The 24,733-nt window shown below is 52.2% G+C and carries 17 protein-coding genes; 5 read left to right on the top strand and 12 right to left on the bottom strand.

The window, feature by feature from the left end; all coding sequences use genetic code 11:
• Nucleotides 1-76 precede the first annotated feature (76 nt).
• Nucleotides 77-511 (bottom strand): hypothetical protein, encoded by a 435-nt coding sequence (locus ETA_RS09650; protein WP_012441445.1) that lies wholly within the window; start codon nt 509-511, stop codon nt 77-79.
• A gap of 696 nt (nt 512-1,207) precedes the next feature.
• On the opposite strand from ETA_RS09650, the gene ETA_RS09645 reads away from it, so the two are divergent.
• The 3 genes from ETA_RS09645 to ETA_RS09635 are packed head-to-tail and all read left to right on the top strand — an operon-like array spanning nt 1,208 to nt 7,934.
• Nucleotides 1,208-2,551: an SrfA family protein gene (locus ETA_RS09645; RefSeq protein WP_012441444.1), complete on the top strand. Its 1,344-nt coding sequence runs from the start codon at nt 1,208-1,210 to the stop codon at nt 2,549-2,551.
• Nucleotides 2,552-2,553: 2 nt separating this feature from the next.
• The gene (locus ETA_RS09640; RefSeq protein ID WP_012441443.1) at nt 2,554-5,538 is read left to right on the top strand and encodes a virulence factor SrfB; all 2,985 of its coding nucleotides are present in this window, start codon (nt 2,554-2,556) and stop codon (nt 5,536-5,538) included.
• The gene (locus tag ETA_RS09635) at nt 5,535-7,934 is read left to right on the top strand and encodes a virulence factor SrfC family protein (protein ID WP_012441442.1); all 2,400 of its coding nucleotides are present in this window, start codon (nt 5,535-5,537) and stop codon (nt 7,932-7,934) included. Before ETA_RS09640 ends, ETA_RS09635 begins: the two co-directional genes overlap by 4 nt.
• A 55-nt stretch (nt 7,935-7,989) precedes the next feature.
• Here the strand turns inward: ETA_RS09635 and ETA_RS09630 are convergent, their stop codons facing one another.
• From ETA_RS09630 to glsB, 6 genes are all read right to left on the bottom strand, one after another.
• Nucleotides 7,990-8,265, bottom strand: coding sequence for a barstar family protein (locus ETA_RS09630; RefSeq protein ID WP_012441441.1), 276 nt, complete (start codon nt 8,263-8,265; stop codon nt 7,990-7,992).
• A 1-nt stretch (nt 8,266) separates the two neighbouring features.
• Nucleotides 8,267-8,737, bottom strand: coding sequence for a ribonuclease domain-containing protein (locus tag ETA_RS09625; RefSeq protein WP_012441440.1), 471 nt, complete (start codon nt 8,735-8,737; stop codon nt 8,267-8,269).
• A 51-nt stretch (nt 8,738-8,788) separates the two neighbouring features.
• Nucleotides 8,789-9,808, bottom strand: a complete 1,020-nt coding sequence (locus tag ETA_RS09620) for an AI-2E family transporter (RefSeq protein WP_012441439.1) — start codon at nt 9,806-9,808, stop codon at nt 8,789-8,791.
• Nucleotides 9,809-9,999: 191 nt separating this feature from the next.
• On the bottom strand, nt 10,000-10,341 hold the full coding sequence (locus ETA_RS09615) for a helix-turn-helix domain-containing protein (RefSeq protein WP_042958894.1): 342 nt from the start codon (nt 10,339-10,341) through the stop codon (nt 10,000-10,002).
• A gap of 239 nt (nt 10,342-10,580) precedes the next feature.
• Nucleotides 10,581-11,042: an RrF2 family transcriptional regulator gene (locus ETA_RS09610; RefSeq protein WP_042958891.1), complete on the bottom strand. Its 462-nt coding sequence runs from the start codon at nt 11,040-11,042 to the stop codon at nt 10,581-10,583.
• 194 nt (nt 11,043-11,236) lie between these two features.
• The gene (gene glsB, locus ETA_RS09605) at nt 11,237-12,160 is read right to left on the bottom strand and encodes a glutaminase B (protein ID WP_012441437.1); all 924 of its coding nucleotides are present in this window, start codon (nt 12,158-12,160) and stop codon (nt 11,237-11,239) included.
• A 263-nt stretch (nt 12,161-12,423) separates the two neighbouring features.
• Between glsB and ETA_RS09600 the strand changes: the two genes are divergently transcribed.
• Nucleotides 12,424-13,608, top strand: coding sequence for a sugar transporter (locus tag ETA_RS09600; RefSeq protein WP_012441436.1), 1,185 nt, complete (start codon nt 12,424-12,426; stop codon nt 13,606-13,608).
• Between the two features lie 128 nt (nt 13,609-13,736).
• On the opposite strand, the gene ETA_RS09595 is transcribed toward ETA_RS09600, so the two are convergent.
• Entirely contained in the window at nt 13,737-14,504 is a 768-nt protein-coding gene (locus ETA_RS09595; protein WP_012441435.1) for a GNAT family N-acetyltransferase, read from the bottom strand.
• A gap of 463 nt (nt 14,505-14,967) precedes the next feature.
• Nucleotides 14,968-16,563, bottom strand: coding sequence for an ABC transporter substrate-binding protein (locus tag ETA_RS09590; protein ID WP_012441434.1), 1,596 nt, complete (start codon nt 16,561-16,563; stop codon nt 14,968-14,970).
• 193 nt (nt 16,564-16,756) lie between these two features.
• On the opposite strand from ETA_RS09590, the gene pepT reads away from it, so the two are divergent.
• Nucleotides 16,757-17,995 carry a peptidase T gene (pepT, locus tag ETA_RS09585; RefSeq protein ID WP_012441433.1) on the top strand — a complete coding sequence of 413 codons (1,239 nt, stop codon included), beginning with the start codon at nt 16,757-16,759 and terminating at the stop codon, nt 17,993-17,995.
• 61 nt (nt 17,996-18,056) lie between these two features.
• On the opposite strand, the gene ETA_RS09580 is transcribed toward pepT, so the two are convergent.
• The 3 genes from ETA_RS09580 to ETA_RS09570 form a co-directional block, all read right to left on the bottom strand.
• Nucleotides 18,057-21,383 (bottom strand): hypothetical protein, encoded by a 3,327-nt coding sequence (locus ETA_RS09580; protein ID WP_157861794.1) that lies wholly within the window; start codon nt 21,381-21,383, stop codon nt 18,057-18,059.
• A complete protein-coding gene (locus tag ETA_RS09575) occupies nt 21,380-22,444 on the bottom strand; it encodes a hypothetical protein (RefSeq protein ID WP_012441431.1) in 1,065 nt (354 codons plus the stop codon). The genes ETA_RS09580 and ETA_RS09575 overlap by 4 nt, the downstream gene beginning before the upstream one ends.
• Before the next feature lie 507 nt (nt 22,445-22,951).
• Nucleotides 22,952-24,583 carry a methyl-accepting chemotaxis protein gene (locus ETA_RS09570; protein WP_012441430.1) on the bottom strand — a complete coding sequence of 544 codons (1,632 nt, stop codon included), beginning with the start codon at nt 24,581-24,583 and terminating at the stop codon, nt 22,952-22,954.
• Between the last annotated feature and the right edge of the window lie 150 nt (nt 24,584-24,733).

The following is a 24,733-nucleotide window of genomic DNA, read 5'->3' as shown; positions in this document are numbered from 1 at the left end:
ATAATCACCGGGCTTTTTTTATGGGAAAAAACGTTGCTGGCCCAATTCAGGCACTAACGGGAGTGATAAGTCGCTATTAGCCGGCCTTGGTGTTTGTTAGCGCAAAGGCGGGTTTGTTTTTGGTGACTGAATAGGCAACGTGGACCGCCTGATCCGCTTCTGTTGTGACGTCGACAGACGGAATACTTACGCGCCCGAGGCCGAACAACGTTTGCACGTAGCCTCCGACCTTATGTTTGCCAGCAGGAACAAACAGCGATTTGCTGTCTCCACGACCCAGCGTTCCCGCCTCTTTATCATCAATAGTCAGGATCACCGTTGAGCCATCATCGGCGCGAGTGATGACGTGCGAGACATCGATCTGCGTTGGCCCTGCGGCAAATTCAGATACGGCAGGAGTGGGTTCGGCGGCGCTGATCTCTACGGCAGCAGGAGCTTCTGCCGCTTTATGGCTACAGCCGGTAAGCGCCAGGGTGACGGCGACAGTGGCGAGAGTCGAACGATACAACATAATGCGGGTATTTCCTCGGCGTGGTTTCAGCCTGATATCATAGCGCCCCAGCCTGATAAAAACAGCGTTTCCCGCTTAGGCTTGTTCCGAATTTACGGCAACTTTACACATTGCTGGGCCAGCCAGAGCTTATTGATGCCGTAACACGAGATATGTTAGCGCGCATAGGGGAAAATTAGCGCATCTTTGTATGTGCTAATTTTCCCCTATATTTATGCCTTACCTGCGGCTGCTAGCAGCGCGTTTTTTGGCGCTTTTCTTAAGAAAATTTGTTGATTGTACGATTTTTATTTTTGAGGGGTTTTTATCGATGCTTTCTGACTTAAGTATTTGAATAAGAATAAGATACTATCTTTTAACGGGCGGCGGTTTATTTCATCAAAAACAGAATACTTTCCTCATGTGGAAAGCCTCTGGATTTAATTTTCTCATCAAAGGTCTCCTCTGAATATTTCTTTTAGGGCCGCCGCATCAGTCAGAATGCGCCGCACAACGGTTTGTAACGACTGAACAGGCTGGCCTTTCCCACGAGCGAATAAGCGATAACGATGGACTGTCCTTGCCCACCTCGGTTCTATGCCCGAAGTAGCGGACTAATTTAGGGTTTGTTTGCTCATTTGGTTTAAGTCGAACGGCACTAAAGTAGCCTGCTATGACCCGTCTGTAACCTTCAAACCCGACTATAAGGCATTTTGCGTGGCAAAAATCTTCTTACGCAGTGGAAATCTTAATGCGCTTCTTGCTCTTGGTGAAAACGGACAACCGGTTTACCTCTCCGCTTTGCAGCTGCGCGAAACCCTGCGCCTGAGAAAACAGTCACAGATTGCTGACTGCCTGGCGATCCCCCAGCTGAACGACGCTGGCGACCGCATCGACTGGTACTCTCCGCTGGCTGGTAAGGTGACCACCTGGGCCGCCGCCAGCAACAGCGCACGCAGCGCCGCACTGAATCAGCTGCTAATTTGCCAGAGTGCTTTTTCGGAGATCGGAAAACGCGCCCTGAACTCGGATAAGCCAAGCCAGAAGCTATTCGGTGCCCTGCTCGCTAAGGCGCTTCAGTTTCCCGATCAAAATTATGTTTATCTTGTCGATGGCAAGCCGGTCATCACCTTTTGGGGCTTTGTCTCATTGGATAAAAAGTTCCGTCAGGATGCTTTCGACTGTTTGACTCCCGATGAGGTTGACCCGCCGCTTGCCCTGTCGCGTCTGGCGCCGGTCACTGCACCAGCGGCAAGTCGTCCTGCCGCTGCTGTTGAACCACAGTTGAGCGCCGCCCCGGCGATCGTCCCTGTGCCAGAGCAGACGAGTGAAAAACGCGAAGTGCCTACTCAACCTGTCGGCGATGCCGCTCCTCCGGCCGCGCCTGTAAAATCCCCCGCCGCAGCCTGGTTGCGCTACGGCTGGCTGGTCCCGGCTGCCGTGTTGATGTTCACGGCTGGCGTACAGCTAAAAGGCTGTGGCGAAAACGATGCCGCGACGGCACCTCCCTCTCAGTCCGTGCAGCCTACCGCGTCAGTCCCCGTCACGCCTGTGATTAGCCTGGCGGAAATAAAACTGCCGCTGGCGGCGGCCACCGTTGCCCCCCCTTCTCAGCCTGTTCGCGTTGCTGAACCCGCGCCGGCTCCCGTGGCGACGGCGGAGGTACGTCCGGCACAGAAAGACGATTTGGTCATGCCGCAAGATTCCATCAAGAATGGTTCGGTCAAGTTCCTCAACGGCAGCTGGCGCGTGAAGGTGCAGATGAAGGTTCCGTTAACCGGTACGCCGCCCATGCTCAGATACCAGCTGCAAAATGGTAAAGGCAGCGCGCGTATGACTCAGGGTGATGGCGTCAGCTGTCGGGTTGAGGTGTTCGCCGGGCTGATGAAGTCGGGTAATCTGGTCATTAACAGCCGTAACAAAGCGCGCTGTAGCGACGGTTCTCGCTATCAGATGCCGGAGCTGGTCTGCAAACAGGATGCGATCGGCGCTGCCGAGTGCAGCGGCCGCTACAACGATGACACGGTGCTGCCAATGACCATGAAGCGTGAGAATAAATAATGATGCTGGCGAAAATGACAGACTTTAAGCCCAATATGACGCTGATACAGGATAGTGGCATTCAGTTTCTCGACTTTGCTTTGACGCCGGACCTGGCCGCAGACTGGCCGGGAAAGTTTGTGCGCCAGACGGCAAACGGCCCGCTGCTTCGGCTTAACTACCATCCGCAAAGCGGCAAGTACCTGTTGCCTCAGGCTGCGGGTACGCCAGAAGAAGTGGTTAAGCCGGAGTTTAGCTTTCCACTGGAGCAGTCGCTGACGCTGCTTAACGGCCAGTGGCTGCCGTTACCCTTTTTCCGTTTTAATCCACCCTGTACCTTTATTGGCGGCCCGGATAACTGGGCACGTGTGCAGATCGTCGCGTTGGATGAGGCGGATGCTGGCGGCAATACGCATCAGGTTGTGCTGGCGTTTGATACCAAAGTCTGGCCCGATGGCGAAGACGAATCGCTGGCGCTTAATGAAAATGACGTGAAGAATGGCGTCAGTTTTTCGCTGGCGCACCACAGCAACGACCTGGCCGAATTTCTCGATCACACCTGGGTGGATGGCTGGCTGCGTGAAGCCTTCAGTGAAAGCGCTTCTCTGCTGGAACAGCGCCCGCAGGTCAATATCAAAACGGCCCTGCGCGAATTTGAGTATCAGGCGCACTATCTGAATATCCTGCATCTTCTCGCCCACCAGCTGCCGCTGCCTGAATTAAAAATCAGCACCGCCACGTTGCAACAACCGGCAATAAGCGTCGATCTGATCCTTGATGTTGGGAACTCGCATACGTGCGGCATCATGGTTGAAGATCATACGGACGATCATCAGGGGCTCAGGCACACCTATGAACTACAGATGCGTAACCTCAGCCATCCGCATCAACTGTATAACGAACTGTTTGAAAGCCGCGTTGAGTTCGCCCAGGCCAGTTTCGGTAAACAAAATTTCTCGCTGGAAAGCGGGCGCGATGATGCGTTTATCTGGCCGTCAATCACGCGCGTAGGCCGCGAAGCCGCTCAGCTGGCGCTACAGCGCCTCGGTACTGAGGGCGCAACCGGCCTCTCCAGTCCGCGCCGCTATCTGTGGGATGAGGAGAGCTATACGCCGGGTTGGCGCTTTAGCCGTATGCCGGGCAAGCTGATGCAGGAATCGCTCGCCATCGCCGCGCCGCTCACCAATTTGATTAACGACGAGGGGCAGCCGCTGTACCGCATCGCGCTGGAGGATCGTCTTCCGGTATTTGCCGCGCATTACAGCCGCAGCTCGCTGATGAGCCTGATGCTGTCCGAACTGTTGGCGCAGGCGCTGCTACAGATGAACAGTCCGTTACAACGTCACAAAATGCTGCACAGCAGCGCGCCGCGCCAGCTGCGCAATATTATCCTCACCCTGCCTTCGGCGATGCCCAAACCCGAACGCGAAATATTCCGTCGCCGTATGCAGGAAGCGATTGCGCTGGTATGGAAAGCGATGGGCTGGCACCCACAGGACGATGATTTTACCCATATGCAGGACCAGGCAAAAAGCAGCGTGCCCGTTCCTCAGGTGCAGATGGAATGGGATGAGGCCACCTGTGGCCAAATGGTGTATCTCTATAACGAAACACAGGTCAACTTTGGCGGTCGTGCGGAGGCTTTCTTTGCCAGCATGGCGCGCCCTGACCGCGCCCGATCGGCCGATGAACCCGCAGGTAAAACGCTGCGCATCGCCTCAATCGATATTGGCGGCGGCACCACCGATTTAGCCATCACCCAGTATCGGCTGGACGACGGCGTGGGTAACAACGTGAAGATTTCACCACGCCTGCTGTTTCGCGAAGGCTTCAAGCTGGCGGGAGATGATATCCTGCTGGACGTGATCCAGCTGTACGTGCTCCCCGCGTTACAGGCCGCGTTTAAACAGGCCGGAATGGTTAATCCGGAAGCCGTGATGACCCGCCTTTTTGGTCATGAAGGCTATATGGACGGTCACTCTACGCTGCGCCAGCAGGTTACGTTGCAGCTGTTTATGCCATTGGGCCAGGCCATCCTTGCCGCCTACGAAAATTTCGATCCGCTCGATATCAATGCAGAAATTGATGCACGTCTGGGGGAATTACTGGCACAGGCACCGACCGAAAAGCTGCTCGATTATATTAATCGAGAAATACAGGGCGAGCTGCCCGGCGATTCGCCGGCGTTTAACATTCTGGACGTTGTGCTGATCGTTCGGCTCAGTAAGCTGCATGCGGAATTCCTGTCGCCGCGCATGAATATCACCCACAGCCTGCGTTCGATGTCTGAAGTCGTGGCCGTTTATGACTGTGACGTGCTGCTGTTAACCGGCCGCCCCTCTCGTTTTCCCGGCGTACAGGCGCTGTTCCGTCATTTGCAGCCGCTGCCGGTTAGCCGTATTTTATCTCTGGATGGCTATCACACTAACGACTGGTATCCGTTTAACAAACAGGGAAAAATCGAAAATCCGAAATCTACCGCGGCGGTTGGGGCAATGCTGTGCCTGCTTTCGCTGGATCTGCGTCTTGGCAACTTTTGGTTTAAGGCCGGTGATTTCCAGCCCTATTCCACCATTCGCTATCTGGGTATGCTTGATGGAACGGGCGCGCTGACGGCAGATAACGTCTGGTACAGCGATATTGATCTCGACCAACAGCATTTTAATCTGGATGTGCGCAGCCGCTTTCAGGTACGTGGCGCGCTAACGCTCGGTTTCCGCCAGCTGGATAATGACCGCTGGCCCGCGTCGCCACTGTATACACTGACGATTATCGACCCGCAGCTGGCACGTAGCGTGGCTGGCGATAAGGTACTGCGTATCAAGCTGGCGGTAAGCCGTCCGTTCGGCGACTTCGGCCCGGAACGTTTTGCGATTGCCGATGCCACTCTGGATGACGGTAGCCAGGTTCCGCTGGAACACCTGCATCTGAAGCTCAATACGCTGGCCGGCAGCGGTTCGGGCACGACGCATTACTGGATTGACAGCGGGAGCGTCTACAAAAAATGAAATCTCTTCATAATATTCTTTCCGCGCAGGTGAATAACCGACGTGATGCCCTTAACAGAGGCATTGGCAAAGCGCTGGAATGGCTGGAGGTCACTCGCCAGCAGTCACGCCGTCTGGATCGCGAAGCAGACCGTCTGGCAATCAAGCTGGTGCGCCAGCACAACCGCGCCAGCGTGCTGACTCGCCAGGCCGAACTTCCTTGCGCCATTGGCCTGTTTGGCCTGGCGCAGGCCGGCAAGTCTTATCTTATTGGCGCGCTGGCAGCCAGCGACAAAGGGCGCGTCGAGTGTGCACTGGGCAACAGCGTACTCGACTACGCCGGACAGCTTAACCCACAGCAGCAAACGGCTAACCTGGTTCTGCGCTTCAGTGGGCAGCAACACGTCGGCGACAGCGGTTGGCCGGTTCAGCTGGAGCTGCTCACCGAATGCGAACTGGTGGCGGTTCTGGCGCTGCAATATCATCAGACTAGCGGTCAACGTGTTGAAGAAAAAGCGGCGCTTGACGAACATCAGCTTGAAGATAAGCTAAAAAACGTGGCGATGTATCGCCAGCCAGAGGGGATCGACGGTATCGACCGTGCTCAAATGGTCGCGCTGTGGGATACCCTTCACCAGAGCTTGCCAACTCGCGCGGCGCTGGAGAGCCACTTCTGGCCGCAGGCGGTCGAGCTGGCCCCGCAGCTGGGCGTGGATGACCGCGCCCGTCTGTTTTCTCTGCTGTGGGGCGAAGATCGCCAGCTCACCGCGCTATACCGCCAGCTGGCGCACGTGTTGCATCATCTTTCCTGCGTGGGTCAGGTGCGTGCTCCGCTGAGCATAGTGGATGAACCCTGTTACAGCCTGCTCTACCGTTCCGGCGTCAGTCAGTTTAACGCCTCGTCAGACCTGACATTACAGGTACAGCCGCGCCACAACGGGCGCGCGCTACCCGCCGTCAGCGTAGCGTTGGCAGAACTCACGCTGTTGAGCCGGGAGATCCTGTTGCCCTTGTACAGCGCGCCGCGTGAAGATTTGTTTAGCGAAGTCGATCTCCTTGATTATCCGGGATTTGACGCATCTGCGGTACTGCCGGACGATGAACAGCATGCCCTGGCGCTGGATTTTTTACAGGCGCGACGTCCGTTCCTGCTTCAGCGCGCCGCACAGCAGCAGGATATCACTCATCTGCTGGTGTGCAGTGCCGCGGCACGGCGAGATGAGATCCGCCCCGTAGGGCGCTTGCTGGACTTCTGGGTTAAACAGACCCAGGGAGAAACCAGTGCACTACGCAACGGGCGCAAGCCGGGGCTAATCTGGGCCATGACACCGTTCGACCAGCGCATTACTCATGGCCATCATTGTGATGCGGCAGTGCAGCGTTTTGTCGGCAATCCGGGCGACGCCTGGGGCGCGATGCTGGCGATGGATGCGAAAGGCGTGCAGCGCATGGCTGGCTACCTGGTCAATGAGGTGCGTCTTGAGGGCAAACTGCAACGCATTGCCAGTCAGCGAACGGAGATCCAGCGTGAGCTAAGAGAAAATCTGCTGGGCCGCTGGTATCAGGCGGCAGAGGGCGAAGATCCGGCGCAGCGGATACGCATTGCTGAAACGCTGCTGAAAGCCTTGCAGACGCGTACAGGCGTCCACGGTGAACTGCTGGAACGGCTGGTTCCGGATCGCGACACCTTGCGTCATCTTTTTCTGCAACGCCAGCATCTTCAACATCGCACCACGGCAGATGAATACAGTCTTAGTGAAGCCGATCCGTTTGGTATCGGCATGACCATCGATCTCCTTAGCGACCAGCCGCTCACGGCGGTGCAAACCAGTTACCAAAGCGCGCCCCAGACAAACCCAGAAGCCGAGTTTGCGCAAACCGTCTATCGCCACTGGATCAACCAGCTGCGCCTGCTGCCGGACCACGGTGCGCTGCTGGAGTTGCTGGGCGTCAGTAAACCGACGCTGGAGATGCTGACCGAGGAGCTGATTACCGCCAGCGTTCGTCTGGAATTGGAAAATGCGCTGATAAAGATGTTGGCCGACGACGACACCCAGGGGTTACCCGCCGAACAGATCGCCGACCGTCAGGTTTCGCGTGCGCTAAGCGTGTTGGGCGATTTTGTTGCCTGGCTTGGTTTTCAGCAGCGGCCAGAGGAGCAGCGCCCCGAAAGCCGGATCAATCGTGGACAGAAAATTTTTGCCAAACCGGAAGCGCAGACCGTGGATCTCGGCCCCGGGCAGCGTTTGAGCCGTCTGGCACTAAAGCCGAACAACCATGCCGCCTTCTATATCTACGACTGGCTGGTAGGCCTGAACGAAACGATTGTGCAGAATGCCGGATATGCAGCCTCTGGCGAAATTAGCGGAGAACAGCGGGAAAAGCTGGCGCAGATATTAGCGTTGATCCGCCAATAGGCGGTGCAGCCCGCTGATGTCAGGCCGCCATTGTCACAGGCCCGTACCGTTTGCGTCACGCTTTTTCGCTGACGCGGACGCTGAACGCCCCCTCAGTTTCCTGCTCCGCCTCTTTCATAACGGCCACAATCCGCGCCAGGTCATTCTGGTGCGGATGTCCGTGCAGATGGCGTAAAGTGATGCGCAGCGGCAACGGTACGCCCGCGGTGAGCGTATCCCAAAGCGCGTCCAGATTGTCGCCAAAAAAAACCAGCTCGAATTTAAGTGCAAACTGGCGGTAGAAGTCGGTGCTGTCCTTTATCCGCCGTAGATCAAAACTTACCTGCAGCATCTTATTTCACCTGCTCGAAATGGCGATAATGGTCTTTTGTGACAAAGATCAGCCCATCGCTTGAGTACAGCATACGATCCGTGCCGCGTCGGCCACACTGATAGTTGACATCGGCTTCAAACCAGCGCCGACCGGCCTTGTCGGGTAATCCACCTTCACGATTGCTAAAGCGGTCACCGCCAATCGCCCTGCCGGGCAATGCGCTGCACAGGTTGCCCTTTGCCGGATCCCAACCCTGACGGCGTGCCTCACCCTTACGGATATAGTAATCAGGCAGCTGCTGATGCTGTTGAAGATAGTCGGCGACCCTTTGCTGCTGGGTCAGTACGCTGATATCCCTGCTTTCTGTACGCACTGCGCCAGTCTGTGTGTGCTGACCAGGACCATTCGCCGTGTGCGCGCCCTGTTTATGGAGTCCGGCATAGCTGGCGATAATCACCAGAATGGCCGCAATAATAAATTTTTTATTCATGTGGGCAGTCTGAAAAATCCTGAATTTCTGCGAATTGAAAAATGGGTCTGGTTAAATCAGATCGGCGGCGCGCAGTTCCGCCTTGAGATAAGCATAGTAGACCGGGGCGGCTATCACGCCTGCGAGACCAAAGGCAGATTCAAACACCAGCATCGCCAACAGAATTTCCCACGTTTTTGCACTGATACGGCTGCCAAAAATACGCGCATTGATAAAGTATTCCAGTTTGTGGATCAAGACCAGATAGATCAGCGCAATCAGCGCGGCTTCAAGAGAGATTGAAAGCCCAATCAGCACGATAACCGTGTTGGATATCAGGTTGCCAATAATCGGCAGCAGCCCGGCGATAAACGTCACCACCACAACGGTTTTAGCAAAGGGGAAATGCAGCCCGAAGAGCGGCAGTATGCCAAACAGAAAAGCCCCGGTCAGAACGGTATTGACCAGAGACACCTTGATCTGGGCAAATACTACATTATGAAAGGCGGCGGCCAGGTTGGTCAGACGGTCAAGCAATGCCTCTTTCAATGGCGCATCCGTGCGTTTGCCGGTGCTGATGCGCAGAGAGATAATGGCCCCCAGCAGCATGCCGATCAGCATAGTGGCAGAGGTATGCGCGGCGTTACGGCCAAAGGTTTGCACCACCACCAGATGCTCACGCAGCCAGCCCATCACCTGATTCTGTAATTCATCAATGTCTGACGGCAGATAGCGGGTAATGACCGGGGAAAGCGTATGCTGAGCATCTTCCAACAGTTTGCTGGCGGTGGCATGAAAAGCGGCAGGATTTTGGAAGTCGTGCAGCAGAAAGCTAATCAGCTTAGTGATGCCCGTCACCAGCGCAAGGATCAGCGCCACGCTGAGGAACATAATGCTGATCCAGCGGGCTATTGGCCCCTTCACCAGACGTTCCACCAGCGGCGTCAGCGCCAGAATAGTTTCGTAGACGATAAAACCCGCGAGGAAACAAGGCAGCAAACGTAGCGGGAAGATGGCAAATAGCGCACAAAATACCAGCAGATAACTGGCTGTCTGACAAAGCATTACACGATCAAAGTTCCTTATGTGCATGACGGATCCTGTCTGTTAGGAATAAATGGAGTCTGTTCAGACAGTATACTCTTTTTTATCAATTTATTGGTCTCAGCTTATCGCGTTGGGCAGCGTAGCCGGAGATGTCAGAGGGGAAATAGATCGCGTTTCGCAAGGGCGAAAGGAAAATGAACCGGGACGAACGTTAAGACACGTCGTCCCCGGAATGTTCAGGCGTGCGCAGAGACCTGAACCTGACGGCGCCATGCACCGGGAGACTGGCCAAACTGGCGTTTAAAACTGCGATTAAACGACTGCTGGGAATCGAAGCCAAAGCTGATTGCCACGTCCAGAATCGGCTCACCACCCCGAGCGAGGCGTTCAGCGGATTTTTTCAGACGGCGCTCGCGGATGTATTCACCCAGCGCATAGCCGGTATGCTGTTTAAACATACGTTGCAGGTGCCATTTTGAGTAGCCCGCACGATCTGCCACCGTATCCAGATCCATCTTCCCTTCAATGTGGTTCTCGATCCACTTAACAAGATCGCTAATAAAATCATCGTGACTCATCGGTGTGACCCTCTGTTGTGTAGGCATACTGGTTTATGCCTGCTGGTTCGGCCGCCCCGCCATTTACCATTCGATTTAAAAAGCAACTTTAACGGGTGCATTTAGTAACGGTATGCCAGTCACGCTTATAATGCAAGTGTTATTGTTACATTAATTGATTTTTCGCTGGCGCTGTTGTTGAAGGTTCGAGGCAGGGAAATAATGGCAAGCGGTCTCCCCTGCACGTGGGGAGACCGTGTTCAGGATATGCAGTTCTGCTGACGATCGGGTTCATGATTGCCGCGCTGTAGAATATCGTGCAGCGCTTCGGCGACGGTACGTTTTGCCAGAACGTCAAGTGAAGCCTGCTCGGCTTCTTTTGCCAGCTCCTTGAAGTACCAGCAGGCGTTGGCGCTGACCACACAGCACGGTTCGACTTCAGGACGTCCTGCCATTAAAGGCTTATCTTCAATCACCGACAGATAAATATCGCACAGTGTAATTTGCTGTGCCGGACGCCCCAGTCGAATAGAACCGCTGCGGCCCAACGTTGAAACAATGATACCGTCACGCGTTAGCGGCACCATCATTTTGCGCACAAAACTTGGATTAGCCTTCAGACCATCTGCAAGAATTTTGCTGGTGCAGCGCAGGCCTTCGCTTTGTGCTCTGGCTATACATAAAACCATTTGCATGGCGGTAGGAAAACGAATATCAAGCATGTTGAGATCCTTGCTTTTTGCTGTTCATTACAGAATGAACCACTGGAATACAAAAGCATTGAAAATCAGTGAACTATAAGAATTACGAGTCGATAATATAACAAATATTGTTGCACTTTAGAAGTGATGCGCTAAGCGATACGGGCTATTGTTCATATCATCTCCAGTAACTACCGTTCATCGCAGGCGTTTGATCAAAAAATTGAGCGCCCGATACGCTCAGCCAGCAGTTCCAACGCCGCCGTGCCGGCCAGCGAATTGCCGGAACCATCCAGCTCTGGAGACCACACGGCGATACTCATCTCTCCAGGCACTACGGCAATAATACCGCCGCCAACGCCCGATTTTCCCGGCATCCCTACCCGCCATGCAAACTCACCGGCACCATCATACATCCCGCTGGTCACCATTAAGGCGTTAATCTGTCGGGTCTGCTTCGGGGTTAGCACCGCCGCTTCCTGGCCAAGGCTGCGCCCATGATTAGCGAGATAAAGAAAGCAGCGCGCCAGTTCAACACAGCTCATCGTCATCGAGCAGTAGTGAAAATAGGTTTGCAATACTTTTGGTACATCGTTGGCAAAGTTACCAAATGATTTCATCAGCCAGGCAATGGCCGCATTACGCGCGGAGTGGTCAAATTCAGAACGCGCCACGTGACGGTCGTAATTGATTTCCGGCTGCTGCGTCAGGCTACGAACCACTTCCAGCATACGCTGACGCGGTGCGGTAAGACGCGTTTCCAACATATCGCACACCACCAGCGCCCCTGCGTTAATAAACGGATTGCGCGGTTTCCCCTGCTCCAGTTCAAGCTGTAACAGGGAGTTAAACGGTTGGCCAGACGGCTCTTTTCCTACCCGCTGCCACAGTTCGCTTTCGTGGTAACGCGTCATGGCCAGCGTCAGTGAGAGTACTTTTGAAATAGACTGTATGGAAAAACGTTCTTCTGCATCTCCCGCCTGATAAACGGTGCCATCCAGGGTGCAGACGGCTATTCCCAGTCGCTCAGCAGGAACATCAGCCAGGGCTGGAATATAGTTTGCGACCTTGCCCTGCCCGATTAATGGCCGTGCCTGCCGGAGAATATCTTCCAACAATGTATTATCCAGAGCGCTCACTGTGACCCTTCCTGTTTTAGCAGATGTTGATCTCTCATTTTCGGCGCAATTCTGCCGCCTTGCTGCCATTACGTCAAATGCTGCGCATAGTCGATAAAGAGGCGTTTGTCACGGTCAGATATAACCCTTATTACTTATATTCCGATTTACAAAATTATTGATTTTTTTATTTCATCTCACCAATAAATAAAAGACAATATGCGGGAATTATTCTCAAAATCTGCCTTAGGGCTAATCTTATCTCAACACAGCGCTGACTTTTCATGCAAACAACTCCTGTTTCTCGTAAAACCGCATGGCTACGCGTGCTGATGCTCGCTATTGCCGCTTTTATATTCAACACCACTGAATTTGTGCCGGTGGGCCTGTTGTCGGACATTGGCAGCAGCTTCTCCATGCAGACGGCGCAGGTGGGGCTGATGCTGACCATTTACGCCTGGGTCGTGGCGCTGATGTCACTGCCCATGATGCTGCTGACGCGCAATGTCGAGCGGCGTATGCTGCTGATGATAATATTTGTGATGTTCGTTGCCAGCCATGCGCTCTCGTCCGTGGCGTGGGACTTCACCACTCTGCTGATCTCACGTATTGGCATTGCGTTATCCCATGCTATTTTCTGGTCGATCACCGCCTCACTGGCGATCCGCGTGGCGCCCCAGGGTAAAAAGACCCAGGCACTGAGCATGATGGCGACCGGTACGGCGCTGGCAATGGTGCTCGGACTGCCCATCGGGCGTATGATCGGACAGCTGCTTGGCTGGCGGATCACCTTTGCGGTGATTGGCGCGGTCGCGTTTGTCACCATGCTGCTGCTACTGAAGCTGTTACCCAAGTTGCCGAGCGAACACACCGGCTCGCTGAAAAGCGTGCCTATGCTGTTCCGCCGCCCGGCGCTGGTGGCGCTGTATCTGCTTATTGCCATTACCGTCACCGCTCATTATACCGCCTACAGCTATATTGAGCCGTTTATTCAAAGCGTTGCGGGTCTTAGCGGCGGCTTCACCACTTTCCTGCTGCTGATTTTCGGCGCGGCGGGTATCGTCGGCAGCGTGCTGTTCAGCATCTATGGTAATAAGTTCCCTGCAACCTTTTTGCTTGCGGCAATTGGCCTGATCACCCTGTCGATGATGTGCCTGTACGTCTCGGCGACACATACGCTGGCGGTTTCCACACTCTGCGTGATATGGGGAATTGCGGTCATGGTGATGGGCCTGGCGGTTCAGGTGCGCGTGCTGGCGCTCGCCCCGGATGCCACTGACGTGGCGATGTCACTGCTGTCTGGTATTTACAATATCGGTATTGGTGCCGGAGCGCTGCTCGGTGGCCAGGTGAGCCTGCATCTCAATATGGCCAGCGTGGGCTATGTCGGCGGCGCGATTGGGATACTTTCCCTGTTGTGGTGTGCGTGGAGTATGAAGCGTCATCCGCAGCTGCGCCTGAACGGATAGTGGGTTAAGACCCCGGCTCTTGATCGCATCAGGAGCCGGGACAACGGTTTGTACCTACGCAGCGTGAAAGTATCTCTTTACTTTAAGCTGTCTGAATTTCTTCATCACGTTAACAACCCGCGCACGGCTCACGCTTCTGTCGAAAAAATCTTATCTATGAATAAAGGTTCAAACCCAAGTTTGTGATAAACACTCAGTCCGTCATCGGATGCTTCGAGGAAACAGTGATGCGCGCCTGCTCCTTTTGCCACGGACAGCGCGTAGTTTATAAGATGTGTTGCATACCCCTTCCCTTGATGCTCGGGTAAGGTTCCCACATCATCGATCCTCGCAATGCCCTTATTTAGCGACAGGGTCATGGAAGCGACGATTTTCTCATTTTCATACAGGCTGTAATGGGAGAAGTTAATATTCTTCTTTGAGGCGTTTTCATGTCTGGCTGCATAGCTTGAACACGCCTCATGCGTCGATTCAAATGCGCTTACCAATGGGCTAATCCAGTCGCTTAAACAATCGTCATGCGCCCCGATCGTGGTTGAAACATCTGAACTAACCGCTTTATCAATCTCGAATGTGTCTAAATCTAAAACCATTGAAACGGATTTGTCGCTCTGCACAAAGCCCATAGCATTGAGCACATCCATCACTTGAGCGCAGCATAAATCTTGCGCAATGATAACGTCAAAAGAGAGATCGTATTGTTCGAAAAACTGACGTCCCCTGACGAGAACATCATCAATATTCTCTGCCTCTTTCCTGAGGTAAATAAAGTTTAGCCCAGCGTCGCCGGTCATATAGGCCCTGCATCCCTCATTCAGAACAACGCATTTTACCGCGATGCCTTCAAAGAAATAGTTTTCGGCCTGGTGGTACATATCTGTCAGTGTGGCACTCATTTTACACCCTGTCTTTCCATAAATAATCCGTATCATTTTTGAGTGTCGGGTTCGCTTCCTGCTTTTTGTGACTGGCTACAATCGTTCATTATCGAAACCGCCTCGTCTGACAGCATAACAAATGACAGGATACGGGCGTAGTCGTACTGATAAGGAACGACATCCTACCCCAATCAGTGGCACAGCTGTCGGAAATGAGTCAGCTGTTCAGGCGAGCAGCAGTCCGTGTAGCGCTAACGTTGAATAATTAAGGGATCGTTTATCGTGGCCGCCATTCTGGAAATAGTCTATGGGTGAGAATTCGCGGGCGTTTTATTCTATATATATATAAAGGTGCGTGGATAATATTTTAGGTCTGATGAAAAAAAGTTGAACATTAGATACCTACAGCGATTTTTTTTGCGAATTCAGACTTACCACTATTTCTTGAATTTGCGGCCCCCGTGCGGGCCGCAAAGGACGATTATTTTATGTCGACCTGATAAAAAACGTGTTTGCCAAATGGGTCAACCTGATAGCCACTGACCTCTTTACGCACCGGTTCAAAGATTGTCGAGTGGGCTATCATCACCGCCGGAGCCTGATCGTGCATGATCTGCTGCGCCTCACGATAAAGAGTGACGCGCCGTTGCCTGTCCTGCTCGCTGCGCGCCTGGCTAATCAGACGCTCAAACGGCGCATAGCACCACCTGGCCGCATTAGATCCACCGTTCGCCGCCGTGCAGCTGAACAGCGGGCTGAAGAAGTTATCCGGATCGCCCGTAGCGGTCGTCCAGCCCATCAACGCCGCCTGGTGTTCACCCTGTTTGATGCGTGAGAGATACTCGCCCCACTCAAAGCTGACGATATTGGCTTTTATGCCCACCTTCGCCCAGTCCTCCTGAATCATCTCCGCCATGCGGCGTGCGTTCGGATTGTAGGGGCGCTGCACGGGCATTGCCCACAGATCTACCGTGGTTCCAGGGGCTACGCCCGCCTCTTTCAGCAGCGCTTTCGCCTGTTCCGGCGCATAGTCATAGTCCTTCAGGTCGTTATCCGCACTCCACTCGCCGGGGGGAAGCAGATTTTTCGCGGCAACGCCGGTTCCCTGGAACACCGCCTCAATAATCGCCGGCTTATTGATCGCCATACTCAAGGCCTGACGCACCCTGACATTATCCAGCGGTGCTTTTTGGCTGTTGAAAGCCAGATAGCCGGTATTAAGGCCGGCCTTCTCCATCACGGTAATATTGGGGTTCGCACGGAGCCGGGGCAGATCGGCCGGGTTTGGGAACGGTATAACCTGACATTCATTTTTCTCCAGCCTGGCGGCGCGTACGGATGCGTCCGGCGTGATGCTGTAAATCAATCGATCCAGCTTCGCCTTGCCCTGCCAGTACTGTGGGAAAGCGCGGAACAGGATCCGTGAGTCCTTCTGATACTGCACCAGTTCGAAAGGCCCGGTGCCAATCGGCTCACGATCTACCTTTTCCGGCGTGCCGGCTTTTAACATAGCGCTGGCATACTCCGCTGACAGGACAGAGGCGAAATACCAGCCGAGATCGGCAAGAAACGGTGCCTCCGCATGTGCGAGGGTAAAACGTACGGTATGCTCATCCACCTTTTCTATCTTTTGCAACAGCTGGCCAAACTCAAGACTGTTGAAGTTTGCGTAGGTGCCGTTCGATACCCGATGATACGGATTAGCCGGGTCCTTCTGACGCATAAATGAAAAGATAACGTCATCGGCGTTAAAATCACGCGAGGGCTGAAAATATTTGTTGCTATGAAACTTAACGTCGTTGCGCAGATAAAAGGTATAGATTTTGCCGTCCGGGCTGATATCCCAGCGCTCCGCCAGACTGGGGATAAGCTGGGTGGTGCCAGGCTTAAAGTCGACCAGCCGGTTGTAAATGGGCACCGCGCTGGCGTCAACGCTTGTACCGGAAGTATAGAGCTGCGGATTGAAGTTTTCCGGGGAACCTTCCGAGCAGTACACCAGCGTTTTCGCCAACGCAGCGCTGGTTATACTCAACGTCAGTGCCGCCAGCAACGCATGTAATCGCGTTTTTTTGTTCATCTTTATCCTCGCTTTTATTTGACATTATTCGCGGGCTGCGTAAACCATTGAAGGTCGAATTCCCGATCGCGATCGAGCGCCTGACGCCAGTCAGCCTGTCACAAGGTCAGGCTGACCAAATAGCGAGAGGAATGAATAACCCAGTTTGCCACATTACCGTACTGTTTTAGTCTGCGACAAATAAGGAACCGTTATGACCGACCTCCTGGCCCGCCAGTTGACCCAACGTTTTTATCGCTACCTTGCCGTTAGCAGCCAAAGTGATGCTGCGTCAGCAACATTGCCCAGCACGCCGGGTCAATATGAAATGGCGCAACTGCTGGCGAAAGAGTTGCAGCAGTTTGGCATGGAGGATGTGGTGATTGACGAATACGCTACCGTCACCGCGGTGAAACCCGGTACTTGCCCCGGCGCGCCGCGTATCGGGTTTATTACCCATATCGATACGGTCGATGTCGGACTTTCACCGCATATTCACCCGCAGATCCTGCGCTATGAGGGTAAAGATTTGTGCCTGAACGCCACGGAAAATATCTGGTTGCGTCAGCAGGAACATCCTGAAATTAACGCCTATCAGGGCCAGGATATTATTTTTAGCGACGGCACCAGCGTGCTGGGTGCGGATAATAAGGCGGCGGTGACGGTGGTGATGACGCTGATGGAAAATCTGTCCACTCGGCAGGCGCACGGCGATATCGTGGTGGCGTTTGTACCGGACGAGGAGATTGGGCTGCGCGGTGCAAAGGCGCTGGATCTAAAGGCCCGCTTTGATGTCGACTTTGCCTACACCATTGACTGCTGTGAGTTGGGAGAAGTTGTCTTTGAAAACTTTAATGCGGCAGCGGCGGAAATTACCCTGACCGGGGTGCCTGCTCACCCGATGTCGGGTAAAGGCGTGCTGGTTAATCCGCTGCTGATGGCCTGCGACTTTATCAGTCACTTTGACCGCCGCCAGACGCCGGAGCATACCGCCGGACGAGAGGGATACATCTGGTTTAACGATATTCAGGCCAATGCCAGTACGGCCCATCTTAAAGCCAGCATTCGCGATTTCGATCTCACACAATTCGCCCATCGCAAACGGCAAATTGAGGAGGTGGCAAATAAAATACGGCTGGCCTATTCAACCGGTAAGATAGAAGTAAAAATCAGCGATATTTATAGCAATATCAGCAATGCTATCGGTGAGGATCGGCGACCGGTTGAGCTGATAATTGACGCCATGTCGCAGCTGGGCATTGAACCCAAGGTCATACCGATGCGTGGCGGCACCGACGGCGCGGCACTGTCAGCCAAAGGGCTCTTCACACCGAACTTTTTTACCGGGGCGCATAACTTCCACTCAAAATTCGAGTTTCTGCCTATCTCTTCCTTTATAAAATCTTATCAGCTGGCAGAAAGAATCTGCCTGCTGGCCGCGGAAAAAACCTGAAGCCTTAGCTATAGAAAGCAAGTAGCCTGCTTTGAGCAGGCTACTCATACCGTCAGAGACATCAACCCACGACATTACCCGTATAGATGTCTGTAGGGCGATCGGGGCCGCGGTAGCGTGATACGCCTAAATAGGTCACCCCATCAACCTCTGATTTAGCGCATATGTTAAGTTTCTCTCCGGGAGAGATCAAAATATGGTCGGTGAGGAGGCTGGTTCCCGCTATTTTCTTCCTAATTTCTTTACCATAAACAATAACGATATATTTGTTTCTTTTGCTCTTTCTAATGTACTTATCGGCCAACCACTCTTTTGCGTTATTAAAAATCGCGGATGAGCTGGCAAAGCCTTTATCCAACACGATATTTCCAACAGTCAGTAATTCTATTCTCGCTGCTGGCATTGTCATTACACGATAGGAAAATCCTTCATAATCTTTTAGTTTTTCGTATTCGTTCATGAGCTCGGCCACTTGACTCGAATAGTCGCCCTTTGCATATCTTAAATACTGGTTAATGCCCTCATTACCCGCCTCGGTAAAGTCTGCCAATGCCGGGCTGTCTGTCATTTCCTGAGACAGGTACTCAAGCGTATCAACGGCGCGTTGTAATTCTTCTGCTGTTGGATTTTTGCCCAGTCGGACTTTTTCAGTTATACGTTCGAGTTCATTTTTAATGCTCTGATCTTCTCTTAATGAGGTGAGATGTATCGATTCAGAGAGATCTACACTTTTCACACTATTACGGCTAAAACAGCTTTTGGTTAAAGAGGCACCTCGCTTCAATCGGAAGAAACAGTCATTATGCTTATCGTATGCCAGTCTATCTTGATTTCTCTCGAAGGGAATAAGTCGGTCGTTCGCCAGAAGAAAGCGTTTTCCAAATGCCTGCCCGGTTTCGGGGTTAAAAAGCGTGTAAGTGATCTTCCCGTCGACCATTCCAGAAGACATGATGGGAACTTTCAGGTTTGAAAAAGGCAGTAACGCCACTTTAGTCATGCCTGTTGAAAATGAAGGGAGCTGCGTAAACTCTTTTGAGGTGAGAATTTTCCTGGCAAGGTATGCCGTCTTTTCATCTTTACTTAATCGAACGATGAGTTTCTCAATATAACTTTTGCTCAGCCCGGTCAAAAAATCAATTCCCGGATCGAGCGCTTTAAGCGCTTGTAAACTCAGTGCCGACAGTTCGGCGGTTGTCGGGAGGGTGATAACATTGAGCCCCGATCGTATTCCTGACTTAAGCGAGTACTTGCCATAAATCGAAATGCCTTGACGCAGGCCACCGACGACTCCGACTGCAAACCTTGCGCTTAAACTTGCCGCCTTGATAAAAACGGACATAAAGCTAAAGGCGTCTATCAGGCACGAGGGTATGGCCTTGAGCGCATCCTTCTCAAGGACTCCTTCAATACAGTTATAAAAAGGGATGAAGTTTTTTACAATACTCCATATTTTTTGCAAATCTGACCGATCGTTACCCGACTGAAAAAGAGCACTATAAAGATGGTTGCTGTGGATACTGCCTAAATAACCGACCAATTTTTTCGCTTTATCTGCGCCAACTATCAGTTCTTTTGTGTCAGAAGCAATAGCATAGATAAATTTGACTGCGTATGCGTATATTTTATTACCCAGGACTCTGTAGCCCTCACCAAATTTTTGGTAGCTAAGCAGGTCGTTAGCGATATATTTATTGATATCTCTGTCTACACAAAAAAAACGATAGGCGCTATCGCCGGCATCATACGTTCTTTTTAACGCGTAAATCCTCTCTTCACTCTCCCGCTTTACCGCTACCAGATCGGTATTTTTTACCAACACGCGAATATCATCGTGGAGAGGCAAACCGCGTAGATCACGAGAATCCATGAAGGATCTCATACTGAAGTTTACAGCGTGTATTGATGCAGCCGGCGAAAAGAGGAATTTCTTCTCATTTTCTGGCAGAGTGGCCAGTGCGCATTGAACGAGAATAGTATCAATATGATAGAATTTTTCAGCTACATTTGATGTCAGTTGCAAATACTCATCATTAAGGTTATCTGGCGCTCCCTGGCAGGGTTTAGCCCAGCCATTAAGATAATTCTGCACTGCATAATATTTTGGGTCTCTGCCGCGCCTTAAGTCAAGACGATCGGTTTCTTGAATATCAGGATATTGAGGTATTCCATTTTCGCCACATTGGGAAACGATCTTATCGGCCAGTTTCTCTTTGCTTAACCACTGGCTGACGGCATTCTGATAGTTTTCATACTTCAGTTTTATATTTTTATGCAGTTCACCAGTCGTCATCCTGTATTGGGCATAGCGATCGATGGCTTTCAGACTGATGCTGCGGATGTGCCTTTTTCGATTAATCGCATCCGGCTTAAATAAGGCTAAAAAGAACAGCGAAGGCGCACGAAAAAACGGAATCTGATCTTCCTTAACACCCTCTGCAGCGGCCATTTCCCACATTTTTTCCCCTATAAAAATAGCATCTTGCTTAAAATAGTGTTCTAACCCCAGACCATCAAGAATTCGTGACCCGGTGTAGAGTGAGGCGAAATCAAAATCGGCCAGAGAGGTCAGTTTACAGGCGCTTTCTTCGTATCTAAGAAATGGCATCTCCTTTTTCAAGAAGGATAGCCACATGCTGATAAAGTCCTTGCGCTTTTCATTCGGGATTTTATTCATATTCAGCAGATTATTCTCATGCAGCCGCATGGGTGATAATAAAATATGGATATCATCAACGTTAAAACGTTCCGGGTATTCGTCCGCCGCAATATGTGAGGCGATATATTCATCGAGGGATACGCTCAGAACATTCGAAAAAATCCAATGACGTACGGTGGACTCTGCCTGAAATATAGACATAACATCCTGTTCCATCCCCCCGTAGAGTTCTACAGCATCAAGGATCTCTCTGGCTAACAATTCTGTTTCAGAAACGCGGCCAGGCGTATTTTCTGAATCTCTGGCAAACAGATACCCCGCAACGGTTGATACCAGCAGTTCTTTACTGGCGTGATCGGTCAGCAGAATGTTTTCCCGACGAAAAAATTGAATAACTTTCTCATTGGCTTTCCTGGTTGTTTTGGGAAGGTGGAAACGATGTTTGTGCTGATTATTTCCCACCGTATCCGTTTGGTTTAATATCAATGTAGTCTGCCTGCCCGATGATAAGGCGTCTGCGCCGGGAAATTTTAGCGGGTCGAACTGGATAAATAACCGTTCGGCATATTTCAGCATTCCCGATAATGAATTCAGGTCACCTGCCCCAGAGTTTTTTTTGCTGGCTGATGCTTGCACGCCTGACGATAGATTGTTTCTTGCTGCTTGTCGTATTGTATCTGGCGGCCCCGGCGGACTCACTGCGCGACCGTTTTTCCCTGAAAGTGTGGTCACGTGCGCGTGCGCGTCGCATCGCATCGGGTATTAAAATGTGTACGGGTAACAACGGCCAGCCCGTTTTTGCGTTGGCTGATTTGCTTTTCGACAGTATGACAATTTTGCAAAACTGAGATGCCGCTTGCTCTTTTCAGCCACGTCACCGCGGCCGCATGAGCGCTGGCCGCGGGTCTATTTCCCGGCGGTAGTGCGACCTGCCGTAGGTTGTCTATTGTGACCCCGGTATAGAACTCGGGATTTGCCGTTGAATTTGCTGAAAATGCACTGATAAACCGGTTTGTGCCGTTGCCTGCTTTAGCTGGAATATGGGTAACTTCTATCTGAGTATCGATGGTAAAGCCCGGCTTCCAGCCGGTTGTGCACAGCGACCGGGCCAAATTGTCGAGAGCAGTCCAGTAAACGCGAGTCCTTACCAGTAGGTTGGCCATAAAGCCAGGCACTCTCAATAATCCGCGCTGCGGGAGATCGGCATCGTTCACCCAGTGCCGGGCGACAACGGCGCTTAGCGCAAGCATGGTGTACAGCGTTCCAGCCAGGCTGCTGCTATCTTCAACAGACAGTGGATCGGCTTCCCACGGTTCAGCATAGCCCGCTATCGTATGACGAATAAAAGATGCCAGGTGGGAGATGATGTTGATGTTATCGGGAAGACAGGCAGACGCCAATCCGAGTGCCTGTAATACCGCAATATCAATGTCTTTTCTTTCAACGGCGGCGATATATATGCTCTGCGCTGCGCTCAATATATTGATAGGCAGCCCCGGCAGCAATTTTCCAAGTCCAACCGAAAGTATTTCTGTTTGCTTCGCATCAGCCAAGATCCTGGAGAGCTGACTAAAACAGCGGTAGAAATCTTCACTAAGCGGAGTCTGATATGCTTCTGTGTTATCACATGATACTGGAGGCCATTGGTCCTCGGCATCAAACCATTCTTGCTGAATTTCCACAAGTTCTCTGGCATCGAACCAGATGTCTGACTCCGAATCTGATGCTATTTCAACCTGTCTCGCCACCTGGCTGGCGTATTGAGAATATCTCGTTAAGATGATTCCTTGCATAATTCATATCCACCATGGATTTAATAAGAGACCATGTTGTACTAAATATAAGAGGGAGTTTCTTTCAATAAAGGGGATAATCGGGGTGATACGTATTACCAGCCAGGACCGGATAACGTATAATTATTATTTCCGCCATATTAAATATTATTGAGACTAGCCAGATATTGTGATCACTTAAATGTTTCTGGCAACGACCCCTCACTTTCTATCGTTTGGCCAGAGCATCAATAGAAAAGCATTCGTTCACATTAATACATTTTCTATTCTACCCGCGTGGCTATGCTACTGCGCCATCGTATTGGTAGACATTTTTTTTAGAATAGCCGCTCCTTATGACGCTGAAAACGCCGGATATATCATCATGCAATTTATTCCGTTTGGATAATGTTGTCAGAGGCAGATACCGGAGAGGCTCAGTATAAGAAACGGGCGCGGTTTTGTTTCGTCACCCGTATAAACAGCCAGCCACGAAGCGAGGCTGGTAAGCTGGCTAAGTCAGATTGATTAGAAGGCTACCCAGTCGTCACCTGACCCAGCAGCACCTTTCGCCGCCGCTGGCTTAGCAACGGCTGGCGTTGACCTCAATGCAGATTCAGAACTTTCAGGCAGACGGAATCTGGAAACTGACAGAGTCAGTTCAACGGTCTGGCGTTCTAACGCGCTGGCGGCCGAGGAGACTTCTTCAACCAGTGAGGCATTTTGCTGGGTGACGCTATCCATTTCTGAAACCGCCGTCGCCACCTGATCGATACCCTTGCTTTGTTCCTCCGAGGCGCAGGAGATTTGCTTCATAATCTCTGTGACCTCATTCACCGATTGCACGATATCCTTCATGTTGCTACCCGCCTGGGCCACCAGTTTTGAGCCGTTATTTACGCGCGATACTGAATCGGCGATCAGGGTCTCAATCTCCTTCGCCGCGCCCGCACTGCGCTGGGCGAGACTGCGCACCTCACTGGCCACCACGGCGAAACCACGCCCCTGTTCACCGGCACGCGCGGCTTCTACCGCGGCATTCAGTGCCAGGATATTGGTCTGAAACGCAATGCTGTTTATAACGGAGGTAATATCGGCAATTTTCTTCGAACTGTCAGAGATCCCTTCCATCGTTGTGATCACGTTTGTCACCAGATCGCCGCCCTTTCCTGCCGTCAGGGAGGCATTATCCGCCAGCGTACTGGCCTGACGGGCGTGATCGGCGTTAAGTTTTACCGTTGCCGTTAATTGTTCCATGCTGGCGGCGGTCTGCTCCAGCGCGGATGCCTGCTGTTCGGTACGCGATGAGAGATCGTTGTTGCCAGACGAGATCTCAGCCGCACCACGATGAATATTATCGGTTCCGCTGCGAATGGAGCTGACGGCTTCGCGCAGACTGTCCTGCATTTCCCGCACCAGTGGCACCAAACGGCCGACGCAATTGCGGTTTAAATCATGTAAAGGATGGGTGAGATCGCCTTCGGTAATCAGGCGGAAATGTTCACGCAGGTTATTCAGTGGTCGAACCAGCATTGCGACTAAATAGCGGTCGGTTAACAGCAAAATAGCAATCCCGAGCACCATGGCCAGCATCAGTACGGTCTTGGTGGTGCTGATAAGGTGCTCGCCGTTTATCCGCGTTTGATCGAGTTTAGCCGCCGCAGCGGTGTTGAATTTCTCCACGCTTGCGCCAAATTCGCGGCTCAAGGCCGGGGTGACGGTACGGGCATGAAGGCGGTAGTCGTCAAGCGCGGGCTGCTGTGCCAGCCGCACCTGGGGAATGACGCCCTCTTCCAGCAGCTTCTGCCAGCGTTCCGTTGCCGCTGTGGCATACTGCCTATCCAACGGGCCTGGCGTATGCGCCTTAAACTCCGCCAGCAGTGCGGTCATATTTTCCAAAGATTGCTTTGCCGCATCCATATCCTGCGGCTTTTTAGAATCTGTTGCGCGAGCCAGGCGGGTAATCACGCGGAAATACTGGTCGTTGCCTTTACTCAGGATGGTCATCTGGTCGATCAGCTCACGCCCCACCGCATCCCCTTTGCTAAGCTGGCTTAGTGAGCTAAGGCTGTATATGCCCACCGCCCCCCACATGAAACAGAAGATCCCCAAAATCCACAGCAGAATAGCGCGGATCGTGTAGTTTTTTAGAAAATTCATAATTGCTCCTGGCCTGGTGAAGCCGTCAATAATGCTTTGTTATTTTTAGTCTTTCAGAAGCTGTTATCGGCAGACCGCTGGGGAACAGTGAATTATTTAGCAAACAAAAAAGACGAAGGCGTCACCAGGCAAGCGCATTCTTGAAAAAAA

Origin of the sequence: Erwinia tasmaniensis Et1/99 (genome assembly GCF_000026185.1) — a bacterium.
In the GTDB taxonomy this organism is placed as follows: domain Bacteria; phylum Pseudomonadota; class Gammaproteobacteria; order Enterobacterales; family Enterobacteriaceae; genus Erwinia; species Erwinia tasmaniensis.
The sequence above is the reverse complement of the archived record's forward strand: the minus strand, read 5'-3'. Positions and strand labels throughout refer to the sequence as shown.